Annotated in this window: 10 protein-coding genes; 2 read left to right on the forward strand and 8 right to left on the reverse strand. The window is 73.3% G+C overall.

The genetic code is table 11. From position 1 onward, the window contains the following. The first annotated feature begins 31 nt into the window (after positions 1-31). Positions 32-958 carry a hypothetical protein gene (locus K6U06_RS22250; protein ID WP_262324179.1) on the forward strand — a complete coding sequence of 309 codons (927 nt, stop codon included), beginning with the start codon at positions 32-34 and terminating at the stop codon, positions 956-958. A gap of 17 nt (positions 959-975) precedes the next feature. On the opposite strand, the gene K6U06_RS22255 is transcribed toward K6U06_RS22250, so the two are convergent. The 5 genes from K6U06_RS22255 to K6U06_RS22275 all read right to left on the reverse strand — a co-directional run bounded on the left by K6U06_RS22255 (position 976) and on the right by K6U06_RS22275 (position 9,068). Next, positions 976-3,363 (reverse strand): transglutaminaseTgpA domain-containing protein, encoded by a 2,388-nt coding sequence (locus K6U06_RS22255; RefSeq protein ID WP_262324180.1) that lies wholly within the window; start codon positions 3,361-3,363, stop codon positions 976-978. Then, entirely contained in the window at positions 3,360-4,502 is a 1,143-nt protein-coding gene (locus tag K6U06_RS22260; RefSeq protein WP_262324181.1) for a DUF58 domain-containing protein, read from the reverse strand. Before K6U06_RS22260 ends, K6U06_RS22255 begins: the two co-directional genes overlap by 4 nt. A gap of 5 nt (positions 4,503-4,507) precedes the next feature. Next, positions 4,508-5,500: an AAA family ATPase gene (locus tag K6U06_RS22265; RefSeq protein WP_262324182.1), complete on the reverse strand. Its 993-nt coding sequence runs from the start codon at positions 5,498-5,500 to the stop codon at positions 4,508-4,510. 35 nt (positions 5,501-5,535) lie between these two features. Beyond that, complete coding sequence (locus K6U06_RS22270) at positions 5,536-8,151, reverse strand: fibronectin type III domain-containing protein (protein WP_262324183.1); 2,616 nt, start codon at positions 8,149-8,151, stop codon at positions 5,536-5,538. A gap of 140 nt (positions 8,152-8,291) precedes the next feature. Next, on the reverse strand, positions 8,292-9,068 hold the full coding sequence (locus tag K6U06_RS22275) for an alpha/beta fold hydrolase (RefSeq protein ID WP_262324184.1): 777 nt from the start codon (positions 9,066-9,068) through the stop codon (positions 8,292-8,294). Positions 9,069-9,161: 93 nt separating this feature from the next. Between K6U06_RS22275 and K6U06_RS22280 the strand changes: the two genes are divergently transcribed. Further along, complete coding sequence (locus tag K6U06_RS22280) at positions 9,162-9,668, forward strand: PadR family transcriptional regulator (protein WP_262324185.1); 507 nt, start codon at positions 9,162-9,164, stop codon at positions 9,666-9,668. On the opposite strand, the gene K6U06_RS22285 is transcribed toward K6U06_RS22280, so the two are convergent. The 3 genes from K6U06_RS22285 to dnaB form a co-directional block, all read right to left on the reverse strand. Beyond that, the gene (locus tag K6U06_RS22285; RefSeq protein WP_262324186.1) at positions 9,665-10,471 is read right to left on the reverse strand and encodes a thioesterase family protein; all 807 of its coding nucleotides are present in this window, start codon (positions 10,469-10,471) and stop codon (positions 9,665-9,667) included. The two genes, K6U06_RS22280 and K6U06_RS22285, sit on opposite strands and share 4 nt — an antisense overlap. Positions 10,472-10,603: 132 nt before the next feature. Beyond that, entirely contained in the window at positions 10,604-11,644 is a 1,041-nt protein-coding gene (locus K6U06_RS22290; protein ID WP_262324187.1) for a TRM11 family SAM-dependent methyltransferase, read from the reverse strand. A 21-nt stretch (positions 11,645-11,665) separates the two neighbouring features. Beyond that, on the reverse strand, positions 11,666-13,042 hold the full coding sequence (gene dnaB, locus K6U06_RS22295) for a replicative DNA helicase (RefSeq protein ID WP_410051123.1): 1,377 nt from the start codon (positions 13,040-13,042) through the stop codon (positions 11,666-11,668). Between the last annotated feature and the right edge of the window lie 210 nt (positions 13,043-13,252).

Genomic DNA, 13,252 nt, shown 5'->3' on the forward strand with positions numbered 1-13,252 from the left:
TGCGACTATGGGGGTGGAAAGGCGCCGGCGGATGGCTCTGGTCCAGAGACGGGCCGCCCGGCAGCGGATGCTGATCACCGTCGCCCAGCTCGAGGCGCTGGGGATGGGCGAGAACGCCCGGCGCCACGCGGTGGCCGCCGGCGACCTGGTGCGCCGGGGCCGGACGGTCCTGGCTCTCCCAGGAGCCAGCCGCACCTGGGAGGACGACGTGCTGGCAGCCGTCCTCACCGCCGGCCCGGGCGCGGCGGCCTCCCACTCCAGCGCCCTTCGCCTGTGGGATCTCCACGACGGTGTCGCGCTGTACCCCTGCCCGGAGCTGACCGCGCCGCGCCGGAGGAGGGTGCCCGGCGTCCGGGTGTACCAGCGGCCCCTGCCGCCCGCCGAGGTCACCCAGCGTGCCGGCGTGCCGGTGACCACCGTCTCCCGCACGATGCTGGACCTGTCCCCCCGGCTGGGCGCTGGGGCTATGGGCGGTCTGGTCGACGAGGCGTTGCGCCGCCGGGTCGTGTCGCTGCGAGAGTTGTCCAGGGTGGTGGAGGCGGTGGTCGACGGCGCCGGCCGGGCGCGGGACGGGGCCCGACTTCTGAGGGAAGTGCTCGCGGAGCGCTCCGGGGAGCCGGAGCGGGGAGCCAACGGTTGGGAGCAGCGGATGGACCGGGCGTGGGACCGTATGGGCCTGCCGCCGGCTGCCCGCCAGTACTGGATCGACACTCCCTACGGCGCTTACCGGGTGGACCGGGCGATCGTGGAGCTGAAGATCGCGGTGGAGTGGAACGGGTTCGAGTATCACGGGCTGCGTTCCCGTTTCGATCGGGACTCCGATCGTCGGGGGCACCTGGTTGCGGCCGGGTGGATCGTGCTCGACTTCACGTCCAACTCGACTCCCGAGCACATCGTGGCCACGGTGCAGGCGGCGGTAGCCCAGCGCCGGCGGGAACTCGGGTCGCGGGCCGGTTGACGAAAGCGGCCGGGGCCCTACGGCGCCCCAAGCGCCGACGGGGTCACCCTTCGGCGGCTGCGCCCCACCCCTGGGCTGCCTGCCAGCAGCACCCGGGCCCGCCTTCCTGCCGGCAACGCGGCGCGCAGGGCCGCCACCGCGCGGCCGGCCGCCACCCACGCGGCGTCGGCGGTAGCCGGTGACGCCACTTCGGCGAACACCGCTTGGTCCACCGCTCGAGCCACCTCCAGGGTCGGCCCGGCGGCGGCCGGGCAAGCGACGAGGACCAAGGCGTGCACTTCGCTCGGAGTGAGGGTGCCGAGCGGGCCCGCCCTGCCGGCGCCGCCCCCGCCGGCGGTCGCGCTCGCGCCACCGCGCCCCCCGCCGGCGAGGGCGTGGCTGGCCGCCAGCGGCCCGAACGCGTCCAGCACCTCCGCCCACGCGCCCCGGACCTGCCCCGCCGGTGTGGGCGCGGCCCGGCGCCGAGCCCGCAGCCGGGCCCGCTGTAGCAGCCGGGCGCAGGTCAGCATCACCAACACGGCGATCAGCACCACCGGGACGAGCAGCAGCGGATTGAACGAACCGCCGCCCGAAGAGGCCTTGCCCGCCAGCGCAGCCCCCTGGTCGCCGCGGGGCACGGTCCCGCCGGCTTGCGACGCGACGGTCTGGCGGACCTGGTTGAGCCCCTGGTCCAGCTTCGGGACGGTGGTAACTCCGCCCGCGCCGGGGGTCTTGCCGGGCGCGGACGAGGCGGGGAACGGGCTGAACGCCTCCCAGCCCAACCCGGCGAACTCCACCTCCGGCCAGACGGTGGCGTCCGCCCCGCGCACCACCGTCGTCCCTGAGAACGAACCCCCCGGATGCCCCCGCGACACCGTCCCGGGCCGGAATCCCACCGCCAGCCTGGCCGGCAGCCCCACCGAACGGGCCATCAGCGCGAACGCGGCGGCGAACTGCTCGGCGCTCCCCGACTTGGCGGCCGCGAACGCCGACAGCCTCGCGCAGCTCGATCCTGGCGCGGCCTTCGGGTCGAGCGCGAAACCGTGCCCGGCCGCGAGCGACTGCTCGATCGCCGCTGCCTGCTGGTCAGGCCGGCCCTGCCGGGCGACGACTGCCTCCGCCAGCGAGCGCAGCGCGGCAGGGAAGCACGCCGGCACGCTCGTCAGCTGCGCCGCCGCGCTGCCGCTTGGCACCGCGGCGGTGTCGAGCGACGCGCGGCTGGGATCGGGGAGCCGGGCGCTGACCGTGAACGCCCCCGGAGCGCCGGGGCCGGTCGCCAGGAGGCTGGTGGTCGCAGGGTCGTAGGACAAGTCGGCCGGGGTGACCGAGGTGGGCACGCCGGCGGTCGGCACCCAAGGTCCGCCCAGCCCGGCGAGGTGCACCCGGTAGGTGGTGGCCGGCCCGAGCGTGGAGGGGTCCAGCGCCGCCGGAGCCGGCAGCAGGTTGCCGGCCCGGATGGCCTTGGCGTCGGTGCTCCACCCGGTGCCGTCGTAGGTGTCGAGACTGGCGATGCGCCAATCCGGCGGCGACGCCAGCCACGTCCGGTCGACGTCGGCGCGGAACATGACCGTTCCCGCGCCACGGCCTTGCCGGGCCGGGACTTCGTTTAGCGGATTCGGGGTCGAACCGAGGTCCACCGGCGGAGCCAGCCTGGTGCGGAGGTTGACCGGCTGCCTGCTGGAGGCGAAGGGGAAATTGGCGCCGACGGCCAACGACAGGGTGAGGACAACGACCCCGGTCGCGACCGCGGCGAGGGCCCTGGCGGGTGGCACCCAGGTAGCGCCGTCTCCGGGCGGGCGCGACACGAGCAGGAGGTACGCGACGCCGGCCACCGCGACCGGCGCGACCACCGTGGTCAGCGATCCGGGGCCGTGGACTCCGAGGACCAAGGCGACGAGCAACACCAGTCCCGCCGGCACCAGGCCACCCAGGCCGGGCCGCCGGCGGGTCGCGACGATCACCGCCGCAGCCGCGCCGAGGGCGACGACCCCGGCGAGCAACGGCAGCCGGCTGGCGGTCGGCGGAACGGGCACGCTGGTCGTGAGAATCCGGCTCCAGCCGCCGGTGAGGGCACCGACGCCGTCGGCGACGGCACGCCCGGGGCTCCCCGGGCCCGGCGACGCGAACAGCGCGGCGGTGGCGACGGGGGCGAGCAGCGTGGCCAGCACCACCGCCACCCCCGCCAGCGCGGCCCCCGATGAGGCGGGCTGGTCGGAGGTCCCGGACCCGTCGCCCGGTCCCCCCGCCGGCGCGGTCAACGCCAGGCGGGCGACGCCGCCACCGACACCGCCGAGGACCGTCGCGACGACAAGCGGCCCGGCGGTGCCTCCCCACCCGAACACCCGCTCGAACGCGGCTCCGGCCGCCGCGACCGCCAGGAGCGAGGCGACGGCGGGCACATAGCGGCGCAGGACCGGTCGGGTCACCCTCCGCTCCCCGACTGCCACAGGGCCAGCACCGCCGCGGCTCCCCCGGCCCGGCACACCTCGAGGCGGGCGATGCGCCGGGAGGCCGGCGTCTCGGCGCCGAGCAGCAGGGCGCTGACCCGGCGGTACCGGCCGCCGAGACGATCGAGGCTGGTGGGGTCGTCGGGCATCGCGTCGCCGCTGATCAGCACTGCCACGGATCCGCCGGTCTCGCCTTCGAGGCTTTGAACCGCCCGGGCCAGGCTGCCGTCGGCGTGGAGGGACAGCCCGGCGATCAGGTCCAGGGCGTCGCGGGCCCCGGTCGGCACGAACTCCGTGACCGCCCCGCTGATCGTGTCCAACCGGACCGGCGCGCCGGCTCGAAGCGCCTGCTCGACGAGAGACGCGGCGACCTCCGCTGCCTCCTCGAACCACGCCGGTGTCGGGTACGACCCGCTGCGGTCGTCGAGGAGGACCGCGACCTGGGGCCGGTTGGTGTCGACGTGCTTTTTGATCATCAACGTCCCGGTGCGGGCGGTGGTCCGCCAGTGCACCATCCGCAGGTCGTCGCCTTCCACGTAGGGCCGCAACCCCTGGAAGGCGATCGTCCCTTCGGGGGCGGTGTCGTCCATCGGGCCGTCCATCTCGATGGTCGACCCGGCCCGCACCGCGGGGACCGGGTGGCTGCGGGGATGGACCCACAACGTCGCCCCGGAACCGAAGTTTCGCCGCCGCGACACCAGCCCGAATGGGTCGGTCTGGTCGAGGACCATCGGCCCGACCGCGAACACCCCCCGCCGGCCGGTCGGCAGCCGGTAGGTAGTCGAGTGGCTGGCCGCGGGGCGCAGCGGCGGCAGCTCTACGGTGACCCGCTCCAGCCCGACGCGGTCTTCGACGCGCAGGCGCGGCGCTCGCCGCCGCCCGACGTTGGTCACCTGCACCAGCCCCAACGCAGCCCCGCCCCGCCGGACCCGGACCGGCTCGAGCTGGCGTTCGACGGCCAGCGTCGGCGGGTGGAGAACCCACACGAAGGCCGCGGCGACGAGCAGCACCAAAGCCCCGGCCAGCACGCAAAGCTCCGGGTAGCCGAGCACCACGCCGAGGACGTAGACGGCGACGCCGGCGCCGAGGGTGCTCCAACCGGTCTGGGTGGGACGCACCGCCGCTAGCCGGCGGTCGGCACGGGGACGGCGCGAAGGACGTCGTCGATCAGCTTGGTCGTGGTCGCGTTGTTGAGCACCGCTTGCGAGGCCAGAACCATGCGGTGACCGAGGACGGCGTGGGTCAGCGCCTTGACGTCGTCGGCGGTGGCGTAGTCCCGCCCGGCGATCGCCGCCCGGGCCCGCGCCGCTCGCATGAGCGACAGGCTGGCGCGGGGGCTGGCGCCCAGGCGTACTTCTGGCTGGGAGCGGGTGGCTGCGGCGATGGCGACGATGTAGTCCCGCAGAGCCGGGGCCACCCGGATGGAGCGGACGATCCGGATCATCCGCTCCACGTCGGCAGCCGACGCCACCGGCCGGAGGGCGGCGATCCCCGTCTCGGCGCCGTCGGCGGCCAAGACCTCGGCCTCGCTGGCGCCGTCGGGGTACCCGATCGACAGTCGGATCAAGAACCGGTCCAGCTGCGCTTCGGGGAGCCGGTAGGTGCCGTCCATCTCGATGGGGTTCTGGGTGGCCAGCACGAGGAACGGGCGGGGCACGGGATGGGCCTTCCCGTCGACGGTGACCCGCCGCTCTTCCATCACCTCGAGCAGCGCGGACTGGGTCTTCGGGGACGCCCGGTTGATCTCGTCGGCGAGAACGACGTTGGCAAAGATCGGGCCCGGCCGGAACGAGAAGCTGCTGTCGTGCTGGCGGTAGACGGTGGCGCCGGTGACGTCCGATGGCAGCAGGTCGGGGGTGAACTGGACCCGGTTCCACTCCGCGGCCAGGGACGCGGCCAGCGCCCGGACCAGCGACGTCTTGCCGACCCCGGGCACGTCCTCGACCAGCACGTGACCCTCAGCCAGGAGGGCGATGACCGCCAGCCCGATGGCGTCGGGCTTGCCCCGGATGACCTGCCCCATGCTCCGGCCGATCCGCTCCGCGGTGTCGGCCACCCACGCCACGTCCGCGGGCGACGCGCTCTCTCCGGCGTGGTCGGTGGAGGTGGTGGTCATCGAGGCACGTCTTTCGGTGAGTGGAGCGGGCCGGCTCAGCCGTAGAAGCTGGAGCCGCCCGCCACGATGTCTTGGTCGCGGTACGGGCCGCCCATCGTGCCCGAGGTCGTGATGGACGTGATGGTGTAGCCGCTCAGCCCGGCGACGGGCTTGGGGCTCACGTAGGCGATCGCGCCGGGGCTCACGCCCGGCTCGCTCTGCAGGTTGGCGCAGCCGGCGACCGAGCTCTGCAGGTCGTAGAGGAACCCGCCGGTCTGGGTCCCCTGGTAGGTGTTCTTCGAGTTGTACGCCCCGCAGAGCACCACGAAGCCGTTGGGGATGGGGCCCGAAGGCGGGATCAGGTTGGGGTGGATCCCGGCGGAGAATTGCCAGGCGCCGGTGTTGCCGGCGCTGCAGATGGTCCCTCTCTCCAGCGCGGTGGCCCCGGTCAGGCTGTCCTTGCAGTGGACCGTCTGCTGGGTCTGGGCGTACGACGTCGCCTGGCCGGAGACCGCTCCGCTCGACCCGACGGCGTTGTTGGCCACCACCGACACGCTGTAGGAGCCGGTGCCGGTGATCGTGTAGGTCGTCGAAGCGACCGTCGCCCGGCCGCCGCCCCACGACACGGTGTAGCCGGTGATCGCCGCCCCGCCGGTAGTGGAGGGCGCCGACCAGCTGACCGCGACCTTGCCCAGCTCGCCGTCGACCGCCAGGTTCCGCGGCGGGCCCGGCTTGGACCAGGTGGTGACCGGAGCCGACGCCGCCCCGGCCGGCCCGGCGTTTCCGGTGGCGTTGGTGGCGGTCACCGAGAAGCTGTAGGCCACGCCCGGGCTCAACCCGCTCACCGTTGCGCTGGTGGCGGCGGTGGTCAGCGGTCCGACCGAGGCGGGGCTGACCTTCAACGTGTAGGACTTGATCGGGGTGTTGTAAGGCCCCAGCCCGGGCGCCTTCCACGTCACGGTGAGGGCACCGACGGTGGTCTGCTTGGCCACGCTCGGGGCCGCGACCTGGCCGGGAGAGTCGGCTCTCGGCGTGGCGCACGCCGGCCCCGTTGGCGAGCTGAGGTTGCCGGCGCCGACCTTGTTGACCGCCTGCACCTGCACGCACACCGTCGTGTCGTTCTGGCGGCCGGAGAACGAGGCGGTCAGCCGTCCGCCGGCGGGAACCGTCGTGGACGCCAAGGCGTTGCCCCCGCCGTTAGGCACGACGCTCACTTTGTAGGAGGTGATCGGCGACCCGCCGTCGTTGGCCGGCGGCGACCAGGCGCCGGCGATCGTGCTGTCGCCGGCGGTGGCGGTCACCGACGCCGGCACGCCGGGAGGCGCGGTGGTCGTCGTGGTCGGCTTCGGTGGCAACGTCGGCTGGGGCGGCGCGGCGGTCGGCGGCGGCGCGGTGGGGGGCGGCCCCAGCGTGGTGGCGGCCGCGCCGCCCGCGGCCGCCACGTTGGACTGCACCGGTGCGGTGATCGGGGAGGTCAGCGAGAGCGCCGGGTTGGCGCCGGTCGGGACCGTCGCCGGCGACGTGGAAGACGCCGGCGAGGAGGCGTCGGGCGGGGACGGGTGACCGGAAGAGGGCCCGGCCGCCACGTACTTGGTCACGTCGGTGACCTGACCGGCGGGGTCGACGACCAGCGCCGCGGCCGAGTCCGGGTTGTTGACGAACACCAGGTTGTCCTTGGCCACCAGCTGGTCGCTGCCGGCGGGCACGCTGACCGGCGGCAGGGTGGCCAGCGGATCGAGGTTGACCGAGTCGAGCTGGTTGGCCACGACGTCGAGCAGGTAGCCCTTCCCGCCGCTCACCGCCAGCTGGGCGACCCGGCCTCCGCCGGGGACGTTGAGCGTCGAGAGCGACGAGTGGCTGGTGTCGATGTCGAGCAGGGTGGTCTGGGTGGCGGGCAGGACCAGCAGGTGGCTGCTCGCCGGCGACCCGGCGACCAGCGGGGCGCCGTCGGTCGCCGGCACCGCGACGGGCGGCGCGGCAGGGTCGCTCACCGGGCGGGCCTGCCCGGCAGCGGTGTCCACCGCCCAGATCCCGGTGCTCGTCGGGGCGACCGCAAGCGGATCGCCGGGGTGCCCGAACGCGTTGGTGTGGACCAAGTCGTCGCCGGTGATCTCCGCGACCAGCCCCTTGTTCCCCTGCGGCACCCAAAGGTCGCCGGCGTCGTCGCCGACAGCGGTCCCCGTCGGGCCGCCGAGCGCCACCTGCTTGCCGATGGGCGCGAAGCTCTGCGGGTCGACCCGGGAGACCACACCCGAAGACGAGTCCAGCAGCCAGGTGGCGTCCCCGGCGGCGACCACCTGGATGGCGGTGGCCTTCCCGGCGGTCGGCCGGCTGGCCGCGACGGTCATGGTCGATCCCGAGATCCGCGACAACCGACCGGTCCGCTGGTCCAACACGTAAGCCCCGTCCGGGCGCTGCACGACCTCGAAGGGGTCCCCGGGGCGGCCCACCGCGACCTGGGCGTCCACCCTCCCGCTGTATCCGCCGACGTGGGAGAAAGTGCCCGTCGCTCGGTTGCTCAGCCAGCTGTCACCCGAGAGCAGCTTGAGCGCGGCCGCCGGCTCCCGGGTGCCAGTGACCGCGAAGGTCAGGCCGCCGCCCAGCAGGACCGCGGCGAGGACCGCAGGAAGCACGACCCGGCTCCCACGTCCTCCCCGTCGCACCCAGCTCACTGCGGTCACCTCGATCGTCGGACACCCCGCCATCGCCTTTCCCGGTGCTACGCGGTCGCGAAACCTCTACCGGGAGGGCAGGGCGGCAAGGCGAAAAGGATAGCAACAGGGCACAAGGGACGGTGCTGTGGAATTGCTGTTCAGCGGGCGGCTGCCGGCATCGAGCCGGCGCCCGCCGCACCCCTGAGCGCGACCAGGTCCAGGCCTTGGAGGTACTCGAACGCCAGCTGCGGGTGACGGTACAGCCAGTCGTGATCGACCGGCTGTTCGCTCCCGTGCACGACGGTGAACCCCGCGCCCATGTCCCTCGCGAAGCTGGCCCCGTCGGCGCGCGACAGCAGGCTGTCGCGGTCGGCCCACAGCACATGCCGGGGGATGTCGGTCCTGGCCAGGGCCGACACGTGGTCGCGCCGGTCGCTGCGAAAGCCCCACCACCCGGCTCGGGCCAGGCACAGCGGGTGGGTCACCACCGACGTGGCGAAGTCGATCGCCGCCCGGGGGGTCGCCATCCACAACAGGTGGACCGGGTGCAGCGCCTCGTAAGCGAGAGTCCACTCCCTCGACATCGCCAACGTGTCGACGAAGACCAGCTCGGTGACCCGCTCAACGTTTCGGACCGCGAAGTCCAGCTGCAGCGCCCCGCCGAAAGAGTGCCCGAGCACGCTCACCTGCTCCACCCCGAGGTGGTCGAGGGTGGCTTCCACGTCGTCGAGGACCCGTTGGGGACTCCAGGTGCCGCCCGGTTCGGCGAAGAGAGCCGGGATGATGACCCGGCACCGTTCGGCCAGCCGCTCGGCTAGGTCCAGGTAGGTCCGGGGTTGGAGAGCGAAGCCCTGCATCAAAAGCAGCGCCGGGCCGTCCCCGAGGTCCAGGTGAGGGAGGGGGCGGGAGGCCCTGCGGGATTTCGACGCCTGCACCGGTCAACTATCCCCCACAGCCGCCACCGGGAACCAGCGGTGGGCTCTCGTGATATGTCGCGACGCCTCTTTCTCCACGGTATCGTCGTCGGCATGCACGGACCGCACGAAGGGCGGGGGCATCGGGGCGGGCCGTGGGCTGGCGGTCCGTGGGGCGGCGGCGGGCGGCGGATGCGCCGCGGCGACATTCGCACGGTGCTGCTCGCGACGCTCCTCGACGGCCCGGCGCACGGCTACGAGGTCATGCGCCGGCTGGAGGAGCGCAGCGGCGGCATGTGGCGTCCCAGCGCCGGGTCGGTGTACCCGACGCTGCAGATGCTGGAGGAGGAGGGGCTGCTCAGCTCGACCGAAGACGCCGGCAAGCGGGTTTACGCCCTGACCGACACCGGGCGGGTCGAGGCGGAGCGGCGCGCCGAGGGCTTCCGGCCGTGGGAGGACAGCCCCGCCGGTGGGCGCGCCGAGCTTCGCCAGGCGGTCGGCGCGCTCATGATGGCGCTGCGCCAGGTGGAGATGGCCGCCGACGACGTCACCGTCGAGCGGGCCACCGCGCTGGTCAGCGCCACCCGTCAACAGCTCTATCAACTCCTCGCAGAGAGCTAGCGCGGCGCGATCAGCAGCGGCTGCTCGACGGTGCCGACCGCGCCGCCCGGGTCGCTCAGCACCCCGGTGGTCAGCCCGATCCCGTCGTCACCGGTGGCCGTCCGGCACGCCAGGTGCACCCACTCCCCGACCGGGTGGCGCCGCAGGTGCACGGTTACCGCCGGCGGGATGAACAGCCATTCCTTGATCGGCAGCTCGTTGGACAGCCCGTTGGCCGCGTCGGCGACGATCAGCGCCCGCTGGTAGCCGGTCAGCTCCTCGCCGGCGACGAGAGGCACCCTCACCCGGGTCCACACCCGTGCCGGGCCGGGGACATCGAAACCGCTCTCGGTGAAGCGCCACTCGACGGCCCGCCCGTATCCCCACTGCCGGTCGATGCCGGGGAAATAGCCCTGTTCCTGCTCCGAGGGGACCGCCTCCACCGGTGTCTCGACGCCGGAAGCCGCGGCAGACGGGCTGACCGGCGGCGGGGTGTCGCCTAATGCGACGTGCCAAGCCCGGGCCAGTACCGCCGGGCGCCCCCCGGCCGACAGCGTCGCCTCGGTCATCACCACCCGCCGTCCGGGCCTGGTCACCGAGGCGTCGACGGTGACCTCGCGGCGGGGGATCGGGCCGAGCATCTCGGCGGTGATGCGGGCCAAACGCAGCTCCGGGGTGCCCGCCAGCCGATCGATGACCGACGCCAGCAGCGCGGCGGGCGGACCGCCGTGCTGGCTGGCGTCGTCCCACGGGCTGGTGGTCGCCTCGGTCGGAACGTAGCGCCCGTCGCCGGCGGGAATGTAGAAAGCCTCCGGTAGCTGCACGCCTCGATGATGGCCGACCCCCGGACCGTCGCGGTTGAGGCCGGCCGGCGGGCTTACCCGGGCTCCGGCGTGGGTCAGGCCGGCCGGCGGGCTTACCCGGGCCCCGGCGTGGGTCAGGCCGGCCGGTGGGCTTCAGGTCGGCCGGCGGGCGATGACCAAGTCCCGGGTGATGGTCCGATCGACCCGGTGGCTGAACGAATGACCCTCCGGCAGCTCGACGGCCTCCAGCCCGGCGGCGGTCACGGCCTCGGCCATCCGCTCGGGCGCCATGGTGCGGACGTTCCAGGCCAGGACCAGCGACCCTCCTGGACGGAGCACCTCCCGCCAGACCGGGAGGGCGTCGGCGACCAGTTGATCGGGCCGGCGGGCCAGGCGGCCACCGGATCGACTCCCGTGAGCCACGCCGTATGGGAGGTCGCCGGCGATGATGTCGACGCTGCGGGCCCCGAAGTGCTCAACGCACGCGGCGGTGTCGTCGGCGACCATGACGATCTGCTGGCCGTCGCCGGCTCGCTGCGCCTCCTTGTCCGCCCACATCGACACCTCGATGCGGACCCCCGCCCCGATGGCCTTGCTTTGGCGGAGGCGTCGGCGCTCGACCGCGTGCTTGAGGCGCTTATCCTGCAGCCAGGTGGTGAAGAACGTCGCCCACGCCTCGACGTCGCGCCCGTCGAGGTCGACGCCGGCCGCGTCGTAGCCCCACATCACCGCCTGGTTGATCGTCGTGCCCCGCCCGCACAGCGGGTCCAGCACCCGCAGCCGGCGGGCGTCCTTGCCGGAGCGGGTGCAGGCAACCGCGACGTCGAGCAGCAGGGCGGTGAACTGGTCGTTGGTCCGCCCGGCGTAACGCGGGATGGTGATCAGGTCCTCGTCCCAGCGGTCCCGGGCTCCCCCGCCCCGGATCGGCCGCAGGCGACCGGCCGTCTCGATCTCGAACACCGCGTAGGTGGAGCTAAGCGCCCCGACCGCCACCAGGTCGTCTTCGCCCAGCGGGTCAGCGGCCTCGACGGTGAGGTAGCGCACCCCGCCGAAGGTGTCGATGCCGAGCCGGCCCAGCCGACCGCCCAGCGAGTAGCGGTCGACGAACGCCAGCTCGGCTGCTGCCAGGTCCATCGCGGCGGCCGCGTAGACCCGGTTGGCGGAGGGGGCGGGCAGAATCGCGTAGCGGGGCACGGGTCAGCGTGGCGCGCCGGGCTAGACGCGCGCCATGTTGGCGAACCGGGTGAAGTGGTCGAGAAACGCCAGCTGCGCCTTGCCCGTCGGCCCGTTGCGGTGCTTGGCGACGATCACCTCGGCGGTCCCCCGGTCCGGGCTCTCGGGGTTGTACACCTCGTCGCGGTAGAGGAACATCACGACGTCAGCGTCCTGCTCGAGCGATCCCGACTCGCGCAGGTCGGCCAGGATCGGCCGCTTGTCGGCCCGCATCTCCAAGTTGCGCGACAGCTGCGAGAGGGCGATGACCGGGACCTCGAGCTCACGGGCCAGGATCTTGAGGCCGCGGCTGATCTCGGAGATCTCGACCTGACGGTTTTCGGCGTTGCGCCGCCCCGACATCAGCTGCAGGTAGTCGACGATGATCAACCCCAGGCCGCCCTGCTTGGCTTTCAGCCGGCGGGCCTTGGCCCGCAGCTCCATCACCGTCAGGTTGGGATTGTCGTCGATGAAAAGTGGCGCCTCCCCCAGTCGCCCGATGGCGTTGGAGATCTTCGGCCAGTCCGCTTCCACCAGCCGTCCGTTACGGATCCGGTTGGCGTCAACCCGGGCCTCGGCCACCAGCAGGCGCTGGGTGATCTCTGCGTGGCTCATCTCCAAGGAGAACAGCAGCACCGGCTGCTGGGCCTCCATCGCGGCGTGCGCGGCGATCCCGAGGGCGAAAGCCGTCTTGCCCATGGCGGGCCGGGCTCCCACGATCAGCAGCGCCGATTTCTGCAGGCCAGACAAGCGCTCGTCCAAGTCGACGAAACCGGTCGGTACGCCGGTGACCGCCTCGCCCCGCTCGTAGAGCGCCTCCAGGCGGTCGAGGCTGTCCTCCAGCAGCTTGTTGAGCGGCTTGAGAGTGTCGGTGGTGCGCCGCTCGGCCACCTCGAACACCATCGTCTCGGCCTGGTCGACCACCGCCTCGACGTCCTCAGGGGTGCTGTAGCCGAGCTCGGCGATCTCCCCGGCTACGCCGATCAGCCGGCGCAGCAGTGCGTGCTCCTCGATGATGCGGGCGTAGCGGCCGGCGTTGGCGGTGGCCGGCGTGTCGGCCTGCATAGACAGCAGCGTGGCCAAGCCGCCGACCGCCTCGAGGAGGCCGGCCCGGTTGAGCTCGTCGGCCACGGTGACAGGGTCGGCCGGTTCACCCTGGCTGTAAAGGGCGGTGATGGCGTCGAAGATGTGGCCGTGCGCCGGCTTGTAGAAGTCGTCGGTGCTGCAGGCCTCGACCGCGGAGGCGATCGCGTCGCGCGACAGCAGCATGGCGCCGAGGAGTGACTCCTCGGCTTGGAGGTTGTGCGGGGGGACCCGCCCGGGGGCGCTGCGCGGGGCAGCGCTGGACCGGCGGCGGGCGTCTTCGAGCGACTGCACCATGAGGGCTCTCACCATGGCCGCTGGGCCTGTGGGGTGGCTAGTGGATCCTCAGGGGATCTCCTGTGGATAGCCGGGGGATAACCGAGCGGGGGTGTGGACGGCGGATGGCTCGGCACGGGACCCATTTTCCGCTAAGGGTGTGACATTTTTCGGCGGTGCCCAGGCGCGACAGGAGGCACCGGCGACCGGTGCCTCCTGTGGATAACCTGT

This window comes from Acidiferrimicrobium sp. IK (assembly GCF_025499425.1).
Classification (GTDB): domain Bacteria; phylum Actinomycetota; class Acidimicrobiia; order Acidimicrobiales; family Palsa-688; genus Acidiferrimicrobium.

Bases quoted from the DNA above. Each gene is read 5' to 3' on its own strand.
- K6U06_RS22280 (WP_262324185.1), top strand. From the start codon at position 9,162: ATGCACGGACCGCACGAAGGGCGGGGGCATCGGGGCGGGCCGTGGGCT.
- K6U06_RS22250 (WP_262324179.1), top strand. From the start codon at position 32: ATGGCTCTGGTCCAGAGACGGGCCGCCCGGCAGCGGATGCTGATCACC.
- dnaB (WP_410051123.1), bottom strand. From the start codon at position 13,042: ATGGTGCAGTCGCTCGAAGACGCCCGCCGCCGGTCCAGCGCTGCCCCG.
- K6U06_RS22265 (WP_262324182.1), bottom strand. From the start codon at position 5,500: ATGACCACCACCTCCACCGACCACGCCGGAGAGAGCGCGTCGCCCGCG.